Raw genomic sequence first — 20,504 nt, 5'->3', positions numbered from 1 at the left:
ACATATGGTTGCTGCAGCCGGTGTTATCTATGTTGTAACCATTGTGTTATACAGCCTTAGCGTATTAGGATATTTTATTGACTTTATGCAGAACAACCGGAAGGTGAACCGTATCGCCTTCTGGTTGCTTTCTATTGTCTGGGTGCTGCAAACGATCTTTTTCTTCATCCGGGCGCTGGAATATGACAGACTGCCCGTGATTACTCCATTTGAAGGGCTGTTTTTTTATGCCTGGCTGCTAATCACCTTATCGTTAGTCATTAACCGATTTTTCCGTATGGATTTTCTCGTATTTTTCACTAACGTAGTCGGATTTGTGATGATGGCTTTCAGTCTGTTCACGCCGGATGGAGACGTGCCAACTGAGTTGAATGACTTGCTGATATCAGAATTATTAGTCGTTCACATTACACTGATTCTATTGTCATATGCCGCCTTTACGATGGCTTTTGTTTTTGCAGCAATGTATACCCTTCAGCATCAGTTATTAAAAAGGAAACAATGGGGTAAAAAGTTATTAAGGCTTGAGAATTTGCCTAAAATGGAAAGACTGTCTTTTTTTATGACATTGTTTGGGGTTCCATGTATGCTGCTCGGGTTAATTTTAGGATTAGTGTGGGCATCCATTCAGCTTCATGAGCTGCCCTGGCTGGACGCAAAAGTACTCGGTTCGGCGTCTGTATTGATCGTATACAGTATTTACCTATATCTATGGGCCGTCAGACAACGCAGAGGTTACAATATGACATTGTTAAACCTGGCAGGGTTTTTATTAGTGTTAATTAATTACTTTTTGTCAGGGGAACTAACAGATTTTCACTTCTGGTATTTTTAATACCGTATAAACGTTTTGGAGGTAAACGATGCGCACCATTGTATTAGGAACAAGAAAAAGCAACTTGGCGATGAAGCAGACAGAATGGGTTATCAGCGAATTGAAAAAGTTAGATCTTCCCTACAATTACGAAATAAAAAAGATTGTCACTAAGGGTGATAAAATTCTTGATGTCACTCTTTCTAAAGTGGGAGGAAAAGGCTTGTTTGTTAAAGAAATTGAACAGGCCATGGAAGATAAAGAAATTGATATTGCCGTACACAGTATGAAAGATATGCCTGGTGAGCTGCAGGACGGTTTTACAATTGGGGCGATAACAAACCGTGTCGATCCGCGGGACGCTTTCATTGCAAATGACCATATACGTTTAGAAGACCTTCCGGAAGGCTCTGTTGTTGGAACGAGCAGTTTGCGCCGTTCTGCCCAGCTCCTTGCCCACCGGCCGGATCTTAATGTGCAATGGATACGTGGTAATATTGAAACAAGGCTCCGTAAACTGCGTGAAGAAAATTTTGATGCGATCATTTTGGCTTCGGCCGGTTTAGAGAGAATGGGCTGGGGCGGAGACCTCGTAACAGAGTATCTTGAACCAGACGTGTGCATTCCTGCAGTCGGTCAAGGTGCTTTAGGGCTTGAGTGCAGAAATGATGATAAAGAAGTATTAGATTTGCTTGCTCATTTAAACGATGAAGCGGTAAGAAAAAGAGTGACAGCGGAACGGGCCTTTTTGCAAGCAGTAGAAGGCGGCTGCCAGGTGCCAATCGGCGGTTATGCTACATTAGAGGAAGATGGTGAGGTAGAATTAACTGCTCTTGTCGGTTCGCCTGATGGAAAAGTGATTTTAAAGGAAACAAGACGCGGAGCTGACCCTGAACAAGTCGGCCGGGATGCGGCTCATCTTCTTTTAGAACAAGGAGCGAAAGAAATTTTAGATAAAGTGAAAAGAGAGCTGGATAACCAATGAGTCGGCAGCTTACCGGGTACACCATCTTAGTAACAAGACCTGCCCGGCAAGCATCAGGTTTCGCACGGTTAATCGAAGAAAAGGGGGGGACGGCTAGAGTTCTTCCCTTAATTCATACCTTGCGCGAACAAGAGCAATGGAACAAGCAGCTGAGAAAATTGGAAGAGCTCTCTTTTGATTGGATTGTTTTTACTAGCGCTAATGCTGTACGTTTTTTTCAAGAAGCCCTTAAAGAAAGCGAAGCAGCCTTAATACATAACGCACATATTGCAGCAGTGGGGCAAAAAACAGCAAAAGCTCTTGAGGAAGCTGGCTGGCAAATTGACTTGATCCCGGATCATTTTTATGCTGAAGAGTTAGCTGAACAGCTCAGAAATAAAACGAATGTTGGAGATCATATTTTATGGCCAAAAAGTTCTCGAGCTAGAAATGTTATCCCTTCTGTCTTAAGAGAAGCAGGTGCTCTTGTTACAGAGATGCCGTTATATACGAGTGCGCCTGTATATGAAAATAAACAAATATTACGCCAATTGATTCAAGAAAAACGTTTAGATGTCTTGACGTTTACCAGCCCTTCAGCGGTGAAAACCTTCTGCGATTTTCTTAGCGGGCTCGAAGATTCTTTGTGGAAAAGCATCCCGGTCATCTGTATCGGTCCTGTCACTGAAAAGGAAGCGAGTAATCAAGGTTTTATGAGAATAAGAACAGCTGAACCTTATACAATAAAAGGAATGCTGCATGCTCTGTTATCAATGGATAAATGCTGATTTGTATTTAAAAGAGAGCTGCTGTGCTTGATGCGACAGCTGATTTATAGAACAGAGAACCATATGACATAGAAGCTGCTTTACAATGAGGAGGAAACAAATATGAACGAAATCGAGTTTAACAGACACCGACGGCTGCGCCGGTCTTCTGGTCTTCGTGCGATGGTAAGAGAAAGCGTTCTCCGTAAAGAAGATTTGATTTATCCGATTTTTGTGGTAGAAGGAGAAAATGTAAAAAATGAAGTACCGTCCATGCCGGGGGTCCACCAAGTCTCTTTAGATTATTTAAAAGAAGAAATGGATAAGTTGGAAGCCCGCGGTATTCTTTCCGTTATTGTTTTCGGTGTACCTGCTCATAAAGATGATTGCGGTACAGAAGCTTACACAGAGAACGGTATCGTTCAAAGAGCGATTCGGCAGATTAAAGAAGAAAATCCCAGCCTCACGGTGATTGCCGATACGTGTCTTTGTCAGTATACCGACCATGGACATTGCGGCGTTATTGACAATGGTATTATATTAAATGATTCATCGCTTGAACTATTAACGAAAACAGCTGTATCACAAGCAAAAGCTGGAGCAGATGTTATTGCTCCTTCTAATATGATGGATGGATTTACCGCTGCTATTCGGAAAGGACTAGATGAGGCAGGGTTCAGCGACATTCCTGTTATGTCCTATGCGGTAAAATATGCGTCCGCCTTTTATGGTCCATTCCGGGACGCAGCGCACAGTTCTCCTTCTTTCGGCGACCGAAAAACCTATCAAATGGACCCTCCGAACCGTTTAGAAGCACTGAGAGAAGCAAAATCGGACGTAAGCGAAGGAGCAGACTTTTTAATCGTAAAACCAGCTTTGTCCTACCTTGATATCGTTCGAGAAGTGAAAAATGAAACTGGTCTTCCCGTTGTTGCTTACAACGTTTCTGGTGAATATGCCATGATAAAAGCTGCAGCTCAAAATGGCTGGATTGATGAGAAGGAAGTAGTTATGGAAAAACTAACTAGTATGAAGCGAGCTGGCGCAGACTTAATCGTCACTTACTTTGCCTTAGATGCTGCCAAATGGATAGTCGAAGACCATTAATAGATAATAACTCCTCAGTTTTCTGAAGGAGAGTTTAGATTAACTACAGGACAAACACGCTGCACATTTGATATTCTATAAATGGACATAAAGTGATTAATGTTTGTTTTAAAAAGGAGTGCTTTTGATGAGATCGTTCGAAAAATCCCAGGCTGCTTATAATAAAGCTGAGCCATTAATGCCTGGCGGTGTAAACAGTCCGGTAAGAGCGTATAAATCTGTAGATCACGCCCCTGTCTACATGACGGAAGGTAAAGGATCTAAAATAAAAGATTTAGATGAAAATGAATATATTGATTATGTTCTTTCCTGGGGTCCCCTTATTCGTGGACATGCGGATGATCATGTTGTGGAACAATTAAAAAAAGTAACTGAAAAAGGAACCAGTTTTGGCACTTCCCATGAGATGGAAACGAAATTGGCTGAGCTTGTCATTGATCGTGTTCCGTCTGTAGAAGTGATTCGTATGGTAAACTCCGGAACCGAGGCAACCATGAGTGCGCTCCGTTTAGCACGTGGATTTACCGGAAGGGACAAAATTATAAAAATGGAAGGCTGCTACCATGGTCACGGTGATTCTTTACTTATTAAAGCAGGCTCAGGTGTAGCAACATTGGGACTCCCGGACAGCCCGGGTGTGCCAGGATCGATTGCGCAAAATACATTAACGGTGCCGTATAATGACCTTGATAGTTTGAAACTTGCTTTTGAGAAGTACGGAGAAGAAATTGCAGCTGTTATTATGGAACCTGTTGCAGGTAATATGGGTGTGGTAACACCGGAAGAAGGTTTTCTCCAAAACGTTCGTCAAATAACAGAACAAAACGGCAGTCTGCTTATTTTTGATGAAGTGATGACTGGTTTTCGTACGGGGTATAATTGTGCTCAAGGAGTATTCGGAGTAATCCCTGATTTAACGTGTCTTGGAAAAGTAATCGGCGGAGGGCTTCCAGTCGGCGCTTACGGCGGCAGAAGAGAAATCATGGAACAAATTGCTCCGAGCGGTCCGATTTATCAAGCGGGTACTTTATCAGGAAATCCACTCGCTATGACAGCTGGATTTGAAACACTAAATCAAATGACTCCAGAACACTACGACACTTTTGATAATTTAGGAAAACAGCTCGCAGACGGGCTAGGTGAAGCGGCTTCTAAACATGACATCCCTTATCATATAAACAGAGCAGGTTCTATGATTGGTTTTTTCTTTACAAATGAAAAAGTAGTAGATTTTGATACAGCTAAATCCTCGGATCTCGATTTATTTGGAAAATACTTTAGAGAAATGATGCAGCAAGGAATTTCATTGCCGCCTTCTCAATTTGAAGGTATGTTCCTTTCTACTGCTCATACAGAAGAGGACATTTCAAAGACAGTAGAAGCAGCAGAAAATGCTTTTTCGAAAATAAAATAAATTTGAACGTTAGTCTAAATGGCTTTGTCCCTGTATTCCATAGGGGTAAGGCCGTTTAATTGTTTTTGTTGCTATTTGCCATTTTGAAGTGTATATAATCATCGATAGTCTGTTTTAGCCTCATTAAATGTTTTGCACTTACGTAAATAATGGGTCTCGCAATTAATAGTACTTTAAAAGGATTCTATCGGTCTGTTGTCAATGTGCTCCATACTAGACTCCATTTCTGCCTCTTGAAGCAATCGTTTAAAATCATTGCGAAGCGTGTGGAGCTGCGATCACAGTGGAGGAGGAATTCAGAAAAGGTTTTGGCCGTCTGATTTAAGGGCTCAAAGACTAATGAAAAGTATTGGGGCGTACTTATGACATAACTAACCGATTATTGAATATGAAATATTTCTTCGCTTTTAGGGGTTGCATAGACTAATAGAAATGTATAGAATGAATAATACACCTTAAACAGAGAAACGATTTCTTCTTTTCGGTTAAGGAAGCATCAATTTTTCTTTTAAAAAAAGATTAAAAAATCTATTGACTTTATTTAATCTGCTTGGTATGATTATTATTGTCGCTTTAAACGAGGCGGCGAAGTTGTCCTTTGGAAATTGAATGAAAGTCAAGCGTCTGTTAATTTCTTTAATTGTTATGTAAGATACAGCTTGTATCAGACGAACCAATTTATTGGAGAGTTTGATCCTGGCTCAGGACGAACGCTGGCGGCGTGCCTAATACATGCAAGTCGAGCGCGGGAAGCAGGCAGATCCCTTCGGGGTGACGCATGTGGAACGAGCGGCGGACGGGTGAGTAACACGTGGGCAACCTGCCTTGCAGACTGGGATAACCCCGGGAAACCGGGGCTAATACCGGATGATCAGCCAAATCGCATGATTTGATTGTAAAAGTAGGGACTTGTTCCTTACACTGCAAGATGGGCCCGCGGCGCATTAGCTAGTTGGTGAGGTAAGAGCTTACCAAGGCAACGATGCGTAGCCGACCTGAGAGGGTGATCGGCCACACTGGGACTGAGACACGGCCCAGACTCCTACGGGAGGCAGCAGTAGGGAATCATCCGCAATGGGCGAAAGCCTGACGGTGCAACGCCGCGTGAGTGAAGAAGGTTTTCGGATCGTAAAGCTCTGTTATCTGGGAAGAACAAGTACCGGTCGAATAGGCCGGTACCTTGACGGTACCCGATCAGAAAGCCCCGGCTAACTACGTGCCAGCAGCCGCGGTAATACGTAGGGGGCAAGCGTTGTCCGGAATTATTGGGCGTAAAGGGCGCGCAGGCGGTTTCCTAAGTCTGATGTGAAAGCCCACGGCTCAACCGTGGAGGGTCATTGGAAACTGGGGAACTTGAGTACAGGAGAGGAGAGCGGAATTCCACGTGTAGCGGTGAAATGCGTAGAGATGTGGAGGAACACCAGTGGCGAAGGCGGCTCTCTGGCCTGTAACTGACGCTGAGGCGCGAAAGCGTGGGGAGCGAACAGGATTAGATACCCTGGTAGTCCACGCCGTAAACGTTGAGTGCTAGGTGTTAGGGGTTTCGACGCCCTTAGTGCCGCAGCAAACGCATTAAGCACTCCGCCTGGGGAGTACGACCGCAAGGTTGAAACTCAAAGGAATTGACGGGGGCCCGCACAAGCGGTGGAGCATGTGGTTTAATTCGACGCAACGCGAAGAACCTTACCAGGTCTTGACATCTTCTGCCACTTCCAGAGATGGAAGGTTCCCCTTCGGGGGACAGAATGACAGGTGGTGCATGGTTGTCGTCAGCTCGTGTCGTGAGATGTTGGGTTAAGTCCCGCAACGAGCGCAACCCTTAACCTTAGTTGCCAGCATTCAGTTGGGCACTCTAGGGTGACTGCCGGTGACAAACCGGAGGAAGGTGGGGATGACGTCAAATCATCATGCCCCTTATGACCTGGGCTACACACGTGCTACAATGGATGGTACAGAGGGACGCGAAGCCGCGAGGTGAAGCGAATCTCAAAAAGCCATTCTCAGTTCGGATTGCAGGCTGCAACTCGCCTGCATGAAGCCGGAATCGCTAGTAATCGCGGATCAGCATGCCGCGGTGAATACGTTCCCGGGCCTTGTACACACCGCCCGTCACACCACGAGAGCTTGCAACACCCGAAGTCGGTGAGGTAACCCTATGGGAGCCAGCCGCCGAAGGTGGGGCAGGTGATTGGGGTGAAGTCGTAACAAGGTATCCCTACCGGAAGGTGGGGATGGATCACCTCCTTTCTACGGAGTATTTTCCGAGTCGAGCTCCGCTGGATCTCATGATCCAGGGAGCGGACGCTGTGACTTTCATTCAATTTTGAGAGGAGAACTCTCAATGAATGATCTTCGGCTAAGTACGTCACGTCCTGTGACAACGCCGAAGGCAGGACATCCTGTCCGTTGTTCCTTGAAAACTGGATAACGAATGCAAGAGCCAAAGAATACACCGGAGTTTCATCAAGGTGGTCAGTACATGACCATGATTGTGAGACTTTCGAGGCGTGTTTTAGAATGATACAACTACCTTTGTAAGGTTAAGCTAGAAAGGGCGCACGGTGAATGCCTTGGCACTAGGAGCCGAAGAAGGACGCGACGAACGGCGAAACGCCCCGTGGAGCTGTAAGTAAGCTTTGATCCGGGGATATCCGAATGGGGAAACCCACCATCCATAATGGGATGGTATCCGCACCTGAATCTATAGGGTGTGAGAAGGCAGACCCGGGGAACTGAAACATCTTAGTACCCGGAGGAAGAGAAAGCAAATGCGATTTCCTGAGTAGCGGCGAGCGAAACGGAATCAGCCCAAACCAGGGTGCTTGCACCCTGGGGTTGTAGGACACTCCATCGGAGTTACCAAGAAACAGCGTAGGCGAAGCGGCCTGGAACGGCCCGCGAGACACGGTAAGAGCCCGGTAGTCGAAACGCTGTTTCCTCCGGAGTGGATCCTGAGTACGGCGGGGCACGGGAAACCCCGCCGGAATCCGGGAGGACCATCTCCCAAGGCTAAATACTCCCTAGTGACCGATAGCGAACCAGTACCGTGAGGGAAAGGTGAAAAGCACCCCGGAAGGGGAGTGAAAGAGATCCTGAAACCGTGTGCCTACAAGTAGTCGAAGCCCGTTTATGGGTGACGGCGTGCCTTTTGTATAATGAACCGGCGAGTTGCGATCGTATGCAAGGTTAAGCGGAAGACGCGGAGCCGAAGCGAAAGCGAGTCTGAACAGGGCGTACAGTATGCGGTCGCAGACCCGAAACCGTGTGATCTACCCATGTCCAGGGTGAAGGCAGGGTAACACCTGCTGGAGGCCCGAACCCACGCAAGTTGAAAATTGCGGGGATGAGGTGTGGGTAGTGGTGAAATGCCAATCGAACTCGGAGATAGCTGGTTCTCCCCGAAATAGCTTTAGGGCTAGCCTCGGATAAAAGAGTCCTGGAGGTAGAGCACTGATTGGACTAGGGGTCCCTACAGGATTACCGAATTCAGTCAAACTCCGAATGCCAGCGACTTGTTATCCGGGAGTCAGACTGCGAGTGCTAAGATCCGTAGTCGAGAGGGAAACAGCCCAGACCACCAGCTAAGGTCCCTAAGTATACGTTAAGTGGAAAAGGATGTGGAGTTGCTTAGACAACTAGGATGTTGGCTTAGAAGCAGCCATCATTGAAAGAGTGCGTAATAGCTCACTAGTCGAGTGACTCTGCGCCGAAAATGTACCGGGGCTAAACGTATCACCGAAGCTGTGGATGCACACCATCGGGTGTGCGTGGTAGGGGAGCGTTCAAAGGGCGGAGAAGCCGGATCGTGAGGACCGGTGGAGCGCTTTGAAGTGAGAATGCCGGTATGAGTAACGAAAAGAAGGGTGAGAATCCCTTCCGTCGAAAACCCAAGGTTTCCTGAGGAAGGTTCGTCCGCTCAGGGTTAGTCGGGCCCTAAGCCGAGGCCGAAAGGCGTAGGCGATGGAAAACAGGTTGAAATTCCTGTACCACCTCCTTCCCGTTTGAGTGACGGGGGGACGCAGGAAGGTAGGGTAAGCGCGCTGCTGGAATAGCGCGTCCAAACCGTAAGGCCGATGAACAGGCAAATCCGTTCATCATTAGGCGAAGCGGTGATGGCGAGGGAAATAATAGTACCGAAGTTCCTGATCCTACACTGCCAAGAAAAGCCTCTAGCAAGGGAAGAGGTGCCCGTACCGCAAACCGACACAGGTAGGTGGGATGAGAATTCTAAGACGCTCGGGAGAACTCTCGTTAAGGAACTCGGCAAAATGACCCCGTAACTTCGGGAGAAGGGGTGCTCTCTAGGGTGAATAGCCTTGGAGAGCCGCAGTGAATAGGCCCAAGCGACTGTTTATCAAAAACACAGGTCTCTGCGAAGCCGCAAGGCGAAGTATAGGGGCTGACACCTGCCCGGTGCTGGAAGGTTAAGAGGAGGGGTTATCCCTTTTGGGAGAAGCTCCGAATTGAAGCCCCAGTAAACGGCGGCCGTAACTATAACGGTCCTAAGGTAGCGAAATTCCTTGTCGGGTAAGTTCCGACCCGCACGAAAGGTGCAACGACTTGGGCACTGTCTCAACGAGAGACCCGGTGAAATTATAATACCTGTGAAGATGCAGGTTACCCGCGACAGGACGGAAAGACCCCATGGAGCTTTACTGCAGCTTGATATTGGATTTTGGTACAGCTTGTACAGGATAGGTAGGAGCCTTGGAAACCGGACCGCCAGGTTCGGTGAAGGCGTCGGTGGGATACTACCCTCGCTGTACGGAAATTCTAACCTCGGACCGTAACCCGGTCCAGGGACAGTGTCAGGTAGGCAGTTTGACTGGGGCGGTCGCCTCCCAAACAGTAACGGAGGCGCCCAAAGGTTCCCTCAGAATGGTTGGAAATCATTCGCAGAGTGCAAAGGCAAAAGGGAGCTTGACTGCGAGACCTACAAGTCGAGCAGGGACGAAAGTCGGGCTTAGTGATCCGGCGGTACCGTATGGAAGGGCCGTCGCTCAACGGATAAAAGCTACCCTGGGGATAACAGGCTTATCTCCCCCAAGAGTCCACATCGACGGGGAGGTTTGGCACCTCGATGTCGGCTCGTCGCATCCTGGGGCTGAAGTAGGTCCCAAGGGTTGGGCTGTTCGCCCATTAAAGCGGCACGCGAGCTGGGTTCAGAACGTCGTGAGACAGTTCGGTCCCTATCCGTCGCGGGCGCAGGAAATTTGAGAGGAGCTGTCCTTAGTACGAGAGGACCGGGATGGACACACCGCTGGTGTACCAGTTGTTCCGCCAGGAGCATGGCTGGGTAGCTACGTGTGGACGGGATAAGTGCTGAAAGCATCTAAGCATGAAGCCCCCCTCAAGATGAGATTTCCCATAGCGCCAAGCTAGTAAGACCCCTTGCAGATGACAAGGTTGATAGGTCTGAGGTGGAAGCGTGGTGACACGTGGAGCTGACAGATACTAATCGGTCGAGGGCTTATCCAAAACAAAGGTAAGCGCCTCGTAGAGCGGCTCATGTATTTCGTTATGCAGTTTTGAGGGAGCAATTCCCTATCAAGAAAAGGATCGTTGAGATGTTGTCTCCTAAGACGATGATCAAACGATTCCATCCAAAGTCTGGTGACGATAGCGAAGAGGTTCCACCCGTTCCCATGCCGAACACGGAAGTTAAGCTCTTCAGCGCCGATGATAATGAAGGGGCAACCCTTTGTGAAAGTAGGACGCTGCCAGGCCATAATGAAGCTGTCAGAATAGAATTCTGGCAGTTTTTTTGCGTTTGCTGCTTAAACCAAAACTGAAATATAGGATTTCTAATGGCTTCTTCATAACTGGTTTCACAATTGAATGAACATAGACAGTGGAGATTTACATTGCGGTGAATGAGGAAGTACATTTTGGAATTGGAGTCCTGTAAACGTTAGTCTAACCTCATCAAGCTGTTACTTGCCTGCAATCACGGATATCATCTTTTTAAAACGAGGAAAAACAGGACAGCCAGAACCGGTCTCCCCGTTATTAATGTTTAGATGTGTGAATCCTTTTCTTGTCACGTTAAACGATAATTCTTTCCTTTTTTACACAAAAAACTGCCCCATGAGGTTGGGACAGTTCCATTCAGGCTTTTTGTTTTTATTCCTTTTTAACCGGCGGCGGTGACAATAGGGCCAGCACACTAGCTGCAAGAGGGAGAATCATCATAATCCACAAGATTTCATTGTATCTTCCAAAGTGATCAAATGCCATTCCAAACGGCAGCGGTCCAAGTGCTGATCCAATAACAACGGTGGTAGTGGCCATACTTTTGAGCTTCCCTAAATTTTCCAATCCGAAATAATTCGGCCAAATAATATTGTTGCATATTTTTGTCGTGCCGTCGAAAATACCCCAAAGAATAATGTAAATAACAATCAACCAAATCTGTTGAGCATAAATTAAAAGAACAAGGGTGCCTGCGTTTAACAGAAAGCTAACGGCATATAAGTGATGCACAGGCAGTTTTTCCACAATGAACCCTGCTGCAAGTGTGAAAATAAATCCTGCTATCGGCATAAGACTTAATAAAAAGGCGATAACCGTCCGGTCTATTCCTTTTTCTCCAAGAATAGAAAACAGATGTATCATAATTCCCGTGTTGATTAATGCTGGAACGGCTGCGCAAAGCAGAGCAAACCAAAACTGTCTAGATCGAACGGCCTCTTTTATTGACCATGAAGAGGCTTTTCTTTTTTTGGCAGAAGCCGCGGCTGCTTCTGCTTGCTCCACCCCTTTACCAGCATTATCTGGAAGCAGTCCTACATCCTCTGGTTTATTACGTATGAAAATAATAGCGAGCGGCACAAATAGAATCAGTAATAGTACTCCCCAAAATTGCCATGCAAAGCGCCAGCCCCATGTTTCAATTAAATACAAATTAACAGGAGGAAGAGCAGCAGCACTAATAAGGATGCCAAGCGTCATAAAGCTGAGCGCCCGTCCGCGTTGTTTATCAAACCATTGAGGCACGAGAGTATTCGGTACTAATGTCATGGAACCTTGCCCGAATAGACGAAGCATATAAAACCCAATAAACATCATAATCGGACCAAGCAGCATACTATTCCAAAAGCAAGCTATCCCCAGCATGGTTCCAACAGCGGCAGCTATAAAACGCTGCCCTTTTTTATCAATTAATCTTCCAATTAAAAATAAGGTAAAGCCAGCACATAATGTTGCTGCTGAATATATGCTTGATATGACAGTTCTTGAGGCCGAAAAATCTTTAATATAGGCATCTATGAAAACAGAAAATGTAAAGGTCTGCCCCGGACCGGAGAAAAACGCTCCTAAGCCGCCAATAAGTACAATAATCCATCCATAAAAAAATGGAGGATTCACCGGGAGGGTTTGTTTTCCTGCTGAAGACGAGGATGAGTTGTTCTTGCTAGCCATAGAGTTCCCTCCTTATCCATTATTGAGGCACTCATATATCTTATCAATACGATGAAAAACTGGCAACGATTAGTAAAATAATTTTCGCATCATAGATGCGGCTGGTGATGCATACATTGAAATAGTATTAGCACAGAAAAGGACAACAATGAATAAAGTGTTCCATTGTCCGTTGAGCGATTCTTTGTTCACGAACTATCATCTGAAGATATGCAATCTAGGAAGTACTTAAAACATATATAAAGGAGGGCCATTCATGGGAGCTGAACGTTCATCAGCACTTACTTTTAATTTAGAAGAATCAGTGTGGCTCGATAAAGGACAGAAAATGAAGGAATTGCTGTCGCTGGGACTTGAACCGGATATTCGGATTGAAGAAAAAATGGATTATGTTGCAATTAAAGGGGGACTTCATTTAAAAGGGGAATATCGTCCACTTGAAGAAGAGAGAAATGAGGAACCAACAGATGATAATCCTTCTCCTCAATATGTAGAAGAAGATGACCAAAGAGATGATGGTATTGGTGAAATTAAACACTTTTTTCCGGTGGATGTAACCATACCATTAAATCGGATTCATAACCTTGATGATATTTATGTGCAAATAGATGGATTTGATTATGATTTACCAGAACCTGATTGTATTCAACTAACAGCTGATGTAAGTATTACGGGTATGAAAAATGAAGAAACAGCACGTGAAGAAGAACAAAGTGAACCGCTCACCGCGCCAGAGCCTATGCCTCGGTGGGATATAGAGGCAAAATATCAGCCAGAAGAAGCTGCACCACCAGATTTTCCACGTCCATATGACCGCACTTTTTCTTCTTATTTTCAAACGTCTCATGAAAATGTGACAGAAGAAACAGAAGAAGAGGCGTTTAACGAGGGAGAAGGTTTAAAATCAGATGAAGAAAAAGAGAACGAAGAATTTTCAACAGAAACAGAAGAAGAAATTATAGAGGATAGGAACAACGAAATATCAGATAATGAACAAGAAGATAATGAACAAGAAGAGGATCAAATAGATAACCAATCTGTGGAAGCAAAAGAACAACAGGAAAGCAGCTCCCCTATTGTTACCTCTTTTCACAGTCGTGATGAAACGGAATCAGAGAACGTTCAAACAATAGAGCCAAGCGCTGAGGATATAGAAGAAGTGGATACAGTACAAACAGAACAGGAAGACAGCAGCGAGGAAGAATCAACAAGTCCATCGATGTCGGACCGCGATGACAATGCCTTGTATTTAACAAAAGTCATGACGAAAGGAGAAGAAGAATTTTCACGAGTGAAAATGTGCATCATACAAGAAAACGAATCACTAGATACCATTGCTGAACGCTATGATATTACAATCAGCCATCTTGTCCGTTACAATCGCCTGGACAATGAGCATTTAGAAGAAGGGCAAATTTTATATATTCCGGCATCCGCTGCAGGAAGTAATAAAAATGAAGGGTAATATCGAATATATTCTTCAACGTTATCCTATCCATCCAATTCGTGTGCAAACATTTGATAAAATAGCAAAAGTAGAAGCGGAAGAAGGCACATTTGCGTTGAAAGAAACCCAATTAAACAATCAACAGGCGGAGCGTTTTCTACAGACGCTCCGTTTCTTTGAAAAACAACAAATGAAAACAGTGGTGCCAGTACTTCGAACCAACTATGGTGAATGGTGCAGCAATGAAAATGAAATGATGTATTACTTGACGCCATGGGGGTCAGAATGCCGAGGACTGCAGCATGAAACAGAATTTTTTAAGGCTTTGGCGATTTTTCATCGTTCCACTGAATACAAAGAAACCATTCCAGAAAATGTTTGGAAAGAACAAGGAGAACTTTTTAAAAAAGAACGGGACCAAAAGCTGCTTAAACTAGAAGCTATGGCGGATAGTATAGAAAAAAAGCGCTATTATTCTCCATTTGAACTAGCGTTTCTTATACATTTTCCGTTTTTATATAATCTGCATAAAGATTCCTTGTACTGGTACGATAAATGGGAAAGGACAGCTGCAGAAAATGAGAGGCTTCGAATGGTACGTTGTCATGGCAGACCCTCGCCTGATCATCTCGTCATAGATGAAAAAAGAAATTACAGGTTTATTAATCTCGAACACACAGCAGATGGGCATCCTTTACATGACATCGCATGGCTTTACCGCTCCTGTATGAAAGAAAGAATGTGGGAACCTATTCAGGCTTATCCGTGGATAAAAACGTACGATCACCATTTCCCATTCAAAGCTGGGGATGAGGCGCTTCTAAAAAGTCAGCTGCTAGATGAAACGAGCATGTACCCATTTTTATTAAGAGCAAGCCACCGTACTCTCGCAGATGAACATACCTTAACTTTCCAATTAGAAGAACGAATTTGGATGTTAGAAAAAATAAAACAAGATCTCGATACTTGGCCTGATTTATCCGAAGATAAAGAAGAATAAAAAGGAGCTCCACTAGGCAAAACGGACCAAAGTGGAGCTTTTTTGTTTACACTTTAGGAAAGTTTAACTTTGCTAAAGGACGGGTCTAAACGTTATGCTTTTATGCGAAATATGAAGCTTTCGTTTAAGCGTAGTAAATTAAGTTTTTCGAAAGATTGATTTGTAGTCCTGCTAACAAGTAAAACAGCAATAAACAGTTAAACTGACAAGGATAATTAATAACACAACATCAAAACTGGTCGGAAAAATCAACGTTCGAAATAATTGAAAACATATTAAAGGAATGAGAATCTGCGAACAAGCAAGCTTCCATTTTTTCCACCAGAACGGCTGCTTTCGGTGTTTTTTCTTATGCTTTTTCGGGGGATGATAATATGGAGGACGCGGCGGTCCGTGGTAAGGAGGAGGATAATACCCCATTTTTCCACCTTCTCCCCTAAAGTATTTATTTTAGCTTATGCAAGGATCTAGAAAGAGTGTCCGCCATATTTTTATGAAAGGTTATATCAAGCCTAATCGGTATTAGATACCTATATATAATGAAGTCCAAAAGTAAAAAAGTTTTATTTTTCAAGATAAGTGTTTACTTATCCCGTATATTTATTTATACTGAAATCAAATAGAATAAATCAATTAACTAGGGGAGTCCAATAAGCTGGGCTGAGAAAGAAACGCGTGAAAGTTTCTTGACCCTTTGGACCTGATCTGGATCATACCAGCGTAGGGAAGTTAGAAAATCATCACTGATGAATTTACTTCTACATACAAAGCCGGGTCCATCTTTTTATGGATCCGGCTTTTTTATGTACTTCACTTTTTCAGCGCCAGGCTATGTTCTAGGTCTCGTCCTTTATCAATGATTATCAGATTGAAAAGGAGAGATTTTTTTATGTCCACATCCTCATTAAATGAAAAAAACATTTCTATCATGTCTAGCTTCTCAGGCAGCAAAAAAATTTATGTCGAAGGATCAAGATCCGATATTCAGGTTCCTATGCGTGAAATTGAACTAAGTCCTACAACCGGCAGCTTCGGAGAAGAAGATAATCCGCCACTACGTGTCTATGATACGAGCGGGCCTTATACGGACGCTGAATATTCGGTTGATATTTCAAAAGGTCTTCCTGCCATCCGCAGTAAATGGATTCATGAACGAGCGGATGTGGAAGAATATGAAGGTAGAAACATGAAGCCTGAAGATAATGGATATAATGATGAAAATGATCCCCGTACTAATCATCAAGTGTTTCCTAATTTAAAACGAAAACCGATACGTGCAAAACAAGGAGGTAATGTAACACAGCTCCATTATGCAAAACAAGGAATCATTACGCCTGAAATGGAATTTATCGCTATAAGAGAAAATATGGATCCTGCCTTTGTACGCGATGAAGTAGCAAAGGGCCGTGCGATTATACCTGCCAATATAAATCACCCAGAGACAGAACCAATGATTATAGGCCGGAATTTCCATGTTAAGATTAATGCGAATATTGGAAATTCTGCTGTTTCCTCTTCGATTGAAGAAGAGGTGGAGAAAATGACATGGGCAACACGCTGGGGTGCTGATAATATTATGGATTTATCAACAGGTAAAAATATTCATAAAACGCGGGAGTGGATTATTCGAAACTCCGCTGTTCCTGTTGGCACCGTTCCTATTTATCAAGCATTAGAAAAAGTAAATGGAGTTGCCGAAGATCTCACTTGGGAGGTTTATCGTGACACATTGATTGAACAAGCAGAACAAGGCGTGGATTATTTCACCATTCATGCAGGTGTCCTTCTGCGTTATGTACCATTAACAGCAAAACGCCTGACAGGAATTGTCTCCCGGGGCGGCTCGATTATGGCGCAGTGGTGTTTATATCACCATAAAGAAAGCTTTCTATATACTCACTTTGAGGAAATCTGTGAAATAATGAAAACGTATGACATTGCTTTTTCTTTAGGAGATGGCTTGCGCCCGGGGTCAATTGCCGATGCAAATGATGAAGCACAATTTGCGGAGCTGGATACATTAGGTGAGCTGACAAAAATAGCGTGGGAGCATGATGTACAGGTAATGGTGGAAGGCCCAGGGCACGTACCGATGCACCTCATTAAAGAAAACATGGACAAACAGCTGGAAACATGTGAAGAAGCCCCGTTTTATACACTTGGACCGCTGACAACAGACATAGCACCTGGTTATGATCACATTACTTCTGCGATTGGAGCTGCCATGATTGGCTGGTACGGGACAGCGATGCTCTGCTACGTTACACCAAAAGAACATTTAGGCCTCCCAAATAGAGATGACGTTCGGGAAGGGGTTATTACCTATAAAATAGCTGCCCATGCTGCTGATTTAGCAAAAGGCCATCCAGGCGCTCATAAAAGAGATGATGCTCTATCAAAAGCGCGCTTTGAATTCCGGTGGAGAGATCAGTTTAATTTATCTTTAGATCCGGAACGGGCTTTAGAATATCATGATGAAACGTTACCAGCAGAAGGTGCTAAAACAGCCCACTTCTGTTCGATGTGCGGACCAAAATTCTGCAGTATGAGAATTTCTCAAGATATTCGTAATTATGCTGAGGAAAATGAGCTTTTTACGAAGGAAGATATTGAAAAAGGGATGAAAGAAAAAGCGGAAGAATTTAAGAAGTCTGGGGGCACTATTTATCAGTAACGTTTTAGGAGGTGGGCATGTTGTCAAAGGTCCAAGAAATTGAAGAGGAAATGAAACAGTCTAAAGCCTATCTTGCTTTTTTGGAAAACCGCTTAAAAGAAATCCAGCAAAACTGTCATCACCATTTTGAAGGCAATTCGTATTATGAGAAATGTATAAAGTGTCATAAAATAGAAGTTTTATATTACTAAAACAACAATTTTTATTATAAATTACTAAGACATGTTGAATTATTGGATGATCTCTTTTTAAAATCACAGGAACATACACATGAATATGATAACTATAAGAATGATACCCCGTGGCGAAGTCGCAATATCATGGAAAACGCCCTTCACCATTAATGAAGCCTGCAATGAAGGATGAATACATTGATGTAAATGTTTATGCTTATTTTTGAAAAGAGGTACTTCCATCAACTGCAGTTAAGAAAATTTCTAGAAGTTAGAAATATAAATCAGTGATACATGTATAAATACAAAAAAGGACGCTTTCCTGTAATAAGGGAACAGCGTCCTTTTTCTTTTTCATGACTTTAGATATATAGCTGACACATTTCATCAATAAAATGAAACATATCGAAGAGAGATCATAATAAAAAGGGAGGCACTAATAAATGGATGACAAAATAAAACCAGAAAAGAATAATCAAAACAAAAAAGCGGGGATCACCGGATTGATTGGAGCGGTGATTGGAGCTGCAGCAGTAGGAATAACGATGCCATTTGTAAATAGTGAAGGTTTACTTTCGACAGCTAGTTCCAATAGCCAAGAACAATCGTCTGAGGCTGAGATGGAAGTGAAAGAAATGACGAGTGAAAGTGTAGAAGTATCAAGCGGGGTTACATCAGCTGTAGAGCAGGTGTCGGATGCGGTTGTTGGAATTTTCAATTTGCAGCAGTCCGGTGGGATGGAACCTCAAGGGTCTGGCTCTGGCGTTATTTATAAAAAAGAAGGAGATACTGCCTATATTGTAACTAATCATCATGTCGTACAAGAAAGCAATGAAATCGAAGTAGGTTTGGCTAATGAGGAAAGAGTAGAGGCTGAAGTAGTCGGTTCTGATCCATTGACTGATTTAGCTGTGTTAAGCATAGATGCAGAACATGTTGATACAGTAGCGGAGTTTGGCAACTCAAAAACTCTCTCTGCAGGAGAACCGGCGATTGCGATCGGAAATCCGCTAGGTTCAAATCTTGATGGAACCGTCACACAAGGAATTATTAGTGCTGTAGATCGCAGCATTCCGGTAGATTTAAATGGTGATGAACAAATCGATTGGAATGCAGACGTGCTGCAAACCGATGCAGCCATTAATCCAGGGAACAGCGGTGGTGCTCTTATAAATATTAAAGGACAAGTGATCGGAATAAATTCCATGAAAATTGCACAGTCTGCCGTAGAAGGCATCGGTTTTGCCACCCCTTCCAATGTTGTGATTCCAGTACTTGAAGATCTCGAAGAAACTGGCCAAGTAGCACGGCCTCAGCTTGGTGTAACGATTGGATCCTTAGACCAGATTCCTAGTGTCCAGTGGGAAAAAACGTTGAAACTTCCGAAAGATGTCGAGGAGGGGGTTTTTGTAAATAGTGTAGCCTCTGGCTCGCCAGCTGAAAAAGCCGGACTTCAACAATATGATGTTATTACAGCCATAAATGATGAAAATATAACAGATGGCAATGCTTTAAGAAATATCCTTTATAAGGAAGTGGAAGTGGGAGAGACTATTAAAATTACATTCTACCGCAATGGTGAACAGCAAACGACAGAGTTGACTCTTGGGGAGTCAGGCGAGACGCAAACCTAAGGAGTGATAGGAAAAGGAAATTCACTTTCCATTGTATAAGGGGTGAGGTGAAAACGACAAGGAGCTGTCACTTTTGGGCAGTTCCTCTTATTGTATTCTTGTTAAAATAATCAAAAAATATAAAATTTAACTAATAGATTAATTGCAAAGAAGGCTCAGCATAATGCAGAACTAGTTAAATACAATTAGAAGGTGTGAGTAAGGATGGCCCCATTTTTAAATTTCTCTACATACATACATGAAAATGCAGAACCTTTAGCTGTGGAAGTGGTTGAGTCGGTACTTAACAGAATGCAGCTAGACATTCCAAACTGGGAGAAAGAACAAGCCATTGCTATGTATATTGAGCTTTTGAAGTTTTTTGGGGAATCACTTATGGAAGAAGAAAAAAATGGAGCACCAAAAGCTCTTATAGAGTGGAGTAAAAAGAATGCAGAAATGCAAATATCATCTAAGGGAGAAATATCAGAAATTGTTGTTCGTTATCCACCAACAAGAGATATTTTTAATGAAATACTAACAAGGATTAGTGTTGAACTTGATTTGTCTGTGAAAGAAAATGCTTATATATTAAAACGGATAAATAACATGTTAGATATAAGCTTAAATGAAACCTTTTTCTCGTTTAAATGTCTTTCCGATAAATATAACGAAGATGAACCCCTCAAATTGTCAGCACCTATCGTGCCTATTAAAGATGATATCGTGATTCTTCCATTGATTGGTTATATTGATAAGAATAGAGCCGAGCATCTAATGGACAATGTTGTCCCGAGAATTGCAGATATGGAAGTAAAACATGTTATAGCTGATTTTTAAGGTGTGTTAACAATAAATAGCCAAATTACACTATCACTTCATCAAATAGGTGAAATGCTTCGTATGATGGGGATACACGTAGTTTCTGCAGGCATGCGCCCTGAACTCGTTCAAACGGTAGTAAGCAGCAATATAGAATTATCTGCTATTGAATCTTTTGCTAATGTAAAGCAAGCTTTAGAGAACATACAGTAATTTATAAATGTCAATGTTAAATAAATATATTGGGAGTCTTTTATAAAAGAAGGTTAAACATGATGTATCACACT

14 protein-coding genes, 3 rRNA genes and 1 riboswitch are annotated in these 20,504 nt (G+C 43.4%); of the genes, 15 read left to right on the top strand and 2 right to left on the bottom strand.

Annotated elements, in window-relative coordinates:
- Window positions 1-4: 4 nt before the first annotated feature.
- From CEF16_RS09930 to rrf, 8 genes are all read left to right on the top strand, one after another.
- Complete coding sequence (locus CEF16_RS09930; protein ID WP_091582023.1) at window positions 5-835, top strand: cytochrome C assembly family protein; 831 nt, start codon at window positions 5-7, stop codon at window positions 833-835.
- Between the two features lie 28 nt (window positions 836-863).
- Window positions 864-1,799 (top strand): hydroxymethylbilane synthase, encoded by a 936-nt coding sequence (gene hemC, locus CEF16_RS09925; RefSeq protein ID WP_091582026.1) that lies wholly within the window; start codon window positions 864-866, stop codon window positions 1,797-1,799.
- Window positions 1,796-2,566, top strand: a complete 771-nt coding sequence (locus CEF16_RS09920) for a uroporphyrinogen-III synthase (RefSeq protein WP_091582029.1) — start codon at window positions 1,796-1,798, stop codon at window positions 2,564-2,566. The genes hemC and CEF16_RS09920 overlap by 4 nt, the downstream gene beginning before the upstream one ends.
- Before the next feature lie 102 nt (window positions 2,567-2,668).
- On the top strand, window positions 2,669-3,652 hold the full coding sequence (gene hemB / locus CEF16_RS09915) for a porphobilinogen synthase (RefSeq protein ID WP_091582031.1): 984 nt from the start codon (window positions 2,669-2,671) through the stop codon (window positions 3,650-3,652).
- Window positions 3,653-3,779: 127 nt separating this feature from the next.
- Window positions 3,780-5,066, top strand: a complete 1,287-nt coding sequence (hemL, locus tag CEF16_RS09910) for a glutamate-1-semialdehyde 2,1-aminomutase (protein ID WP_091582034.1) — start codon at window positions 3,780-3,782, stop codon at window positions 5,064-5,066.
- A gap of 678 nt (window positions 5,067-5,744) precedes the next feature.
- Window positions 5,745-7,313, top strand: a 16S ribosomal RNA gene (locus CEF16_RS09905).
- 291 nt (window positions 7,314-7,604) lie between these two features.
- A 23S ribosomal RNA gene (locus CEF16_RS09900) occupies window positions 7,605-10,544 on the top strand.
- A gap of 131 nt (window positions 10,545-10,675) precedes the next feature.
- A 5S ribosomal RNA gene (gene rrf / locus CEF16_RS09895) occupies window positions 10,676-10,792 on the top strand.
- Together the 16S, 23S and 5S rRNA genes form the textbook arrangement of a ribosomal RNA operon.
- Before the next feature lie 397 nt (window positions 10,793-11,189).
- On the opposite strand, the gene CEF16_RS09890 is transcribed toward rrf, so the two are convergent.
- Window positions 11,190-12,488, bottom strand: a complete 1,299-nt coding sequence (locus CEF16_RS09890; RefSeq protein ID WP_091587879.1) for an MFS transporter — start codon at window positions 12,486-12,488, stop codon at window positions 11,190-11,192.
- Window positions 12,489-12,744: 256 nt separating this feature from the next.
- On the opposite strand from CEF16_RS09890, the gene spoVID reads away from it, so the two are divergent.
- Together spoVID and CEF16_RS09880 are read left to right on the top strand one after the other, a co-directional pair.
- Window positions 12,745-13,953, top strand: coding sequence for a stage VI sporulation protein D (gene spoVID / locus CEF16_RS09885; protein ID WP_091587877.1), 1,209 nt, complete (start codon window positions 12,745-12,747; stop codon window positions 13,951-13,953).
- Window positions 13,943-14,935, top strand: a complete 993-nt coding sequence (locus CEF16_RS09880) for a phosphotransferase (protein WP_091587876.1) — start codon at window positions 13,943-13,945, stop codon at window positions 14,933-14,935. The genes spoVID and CEF16_RS09880 overlap by 11 nt, the downstream gene beginning before the upstream one ends.
- A gap of 171 nt (window positions 14,936-15,106) precedes the next feature.
- Here the strand turns inward: CEF16_RS09880 and CEF16_RS09875 are convergent, their stop codons facing one another.
- On the bottom strand, window positions 15,107-15,355 hold the full coding sequence (locus CEF16_RS09875; protein WP_102776561.1) for a hypothetical protein: 249 nt from the start codon (window positions 15,353-15,355) through the stop codon (window positions 15,107-15,109).
- A 209-nt stretch (window positions 15,356-15,564) separates the two neighbouring features.
- Window positions 15,565-15,679: riboswitch (TPP riboswitch) on the top strand.
- 145 nt (window positions 15,680-15,824) lie between these two features.
- Here CEF16_RS09875 and thiC point away from each other — a divergent pair.
- From thiC to CEF16_RS24385, 5 genes are all read left to right on the top strand, one after another.
- The gene (thiC, locus tag CEF16_RS09870; protein WP_091587874.1) at window positions 15,825-17,609 is read left to right on the top strand and encodes a phosphomethylpyrimidine synthase ThiC; all 1,785 of its coding nucleotides are present in this window, start codon (window positions 15,825-15,827) and stop codon (window positions 17,607-17,609) included.
- A gap of 17 nt (window positions 17,610-17,626) precedes the next feature.
- Window positions 17,627-17,800 carry a serine protease gene (locus CEF16_RS09865; RefSeq protein ID WP_091587873.1) on the top strand — a complete coding sequence of 58 codons (174 nt, stop codon included), beginning with the start codon at window positions 17,627-17,629 and terminating at the stop codon, window positions 17,798-17,800.
- A 425-nt stretch (window positions 17,801-18,225) separates the two neighbouring features.
- Window positions 18,226-19,416, top strand: a complete 1,191-nt coding sequence (locus CEF16_RS09860; protein WP_091587872.1) for a S1C family serine protease — start codon at window positions 18,226-18,228, stop codon at window positions 19,414-19,416.
- Between the two features lie 204 nt (window positions 19,417-19,620).
- Entirely contained in the window at window positions 19,621-20,235 is a 615-nt protein-coding gene (locus CEF16_RS09855; RefSeq protein ID WP_245917825.1) for an STAS domain-containing protein, read from the top strand.
- A 3-nt stretch (window positions 20,236-20,238) separates the two neighbouring features.
- Window positions 20,239-20,430 (top strand): STAS domain-containing protein, encoded by a 192-nt coding sequence (locus tag CEF16_RS24385; RefSeq protein WP_245917824.1) that lies wholly within the window; start codon window positions 20,239-20,241, stop codon window positions 20,428-20,430.
- The last annotated feature ends 74 nt before the right edge of the window (window positions 20,431-20,504 follow it).

It is taken from the genome of Alteribacillus bidgolensis, assembly GCF_002886255.1.
Lineage (GTDB): Bacteria > Bacillota > Bacilli > Bacillales > Marinococcaceae > Alteribacillus > Alteribacillus bidgolensis.
Note: the sequence above shows the minus strand (reverse complement) of the source record. Positions and strands in the feature narration are given on the sequence as shown.

Excerpts from the sequence above, each read along its gene's own strand:
- CEF16_RS09930 (WP_091582023.1), top strand. The coding sequence starts at position 5 with ATGGTTGCTGCAGCCGGTGTTATCTATGTTGTAACCATTGTGTTATAC.
- hemC (WP_091582026.1), top strand. The coding sequence starts at position 864 with ATGCGCACCATTGTATTAGGAACAAGAAAAAGCAACTTGGCGATGAAG.
- CEF16_RS09920 (WP_091582029.1), top strand. The coding sequence starts at position 1,796 with ATGAGTCGGCAGCTTACCGGGTACACCATCTTAGTAACAAGACCTGCC.
- hemB (WP_091582031.1), top strand. The coding sequence starts at position 2,669 with ATGAACGAAATCGAGTTTAACAGACACCGACGGCTGCGCCGGTCTTCT.
- hemL (WP_091582034.1), top strand. The coding sequence starts at position 3,780 with ATGAGATCGTTCGAAAAATCCCAGGCTGCTTATAATAAAGCTGAGCCA.
- CEF16_RS09890 (WP_091587879.1), bottom strand. The coding sequence starts at position 12,488 with ATGGCTAGCAAGAACAACTCATCCTCGTCTTCAGCAGGAAAACAAACC.
- spoVID (WP_091587877.1), top strand. The coding sequence starts at position 12,745 with ATGGGAGCTGAACGTTCATCAGCACTTACTTTTAATTTAGAAGAATCA.
- CEF16_RS09880 (WP_091587876.1), top strand. The coding sequence starts at position 13,943 with ATGAAGGGTAATATCGAATATATTCTTCAACGTTATCCTATCCATCCA.
- CEF16_RS09875 (WP_102776561.1), bottom strand. The coding sequence starts at position 15,355 with ATGGGGTATTATCCTCCTCCTTACCACGGACCGCCGCGTCCTCCATAT.
- thiC (WP_091587874.1), top strand. The coding sequence starts at position 15,825 with ATGTCCACATCCTCATTAAATGAAAAAAACATTTCTATCATGTCTAGC.
- CEF16_RS09865 (WP_091587873.1), top strand. The coding sequence starts at position 17,627 with ATGTTGTCAAAGGTCCAAGAAATTGAAGAGGAAATGAAACAGTCTAAA.
- CEF16_RS09860 (WP_091587872.1), top strand. The coding sequence starts at position 18,226 with ATGGATGACAAAATAAAACCAGAAAAGAATAATCAAAACAAAAAAGCG.
- CEF16_RS09855 (WP_245917825.1), top strand. The coding sequence starts at position 19,621 with ATGGCCCCATTTTTAAATTTCTCTACATACATACATGAAAATGCAGAA.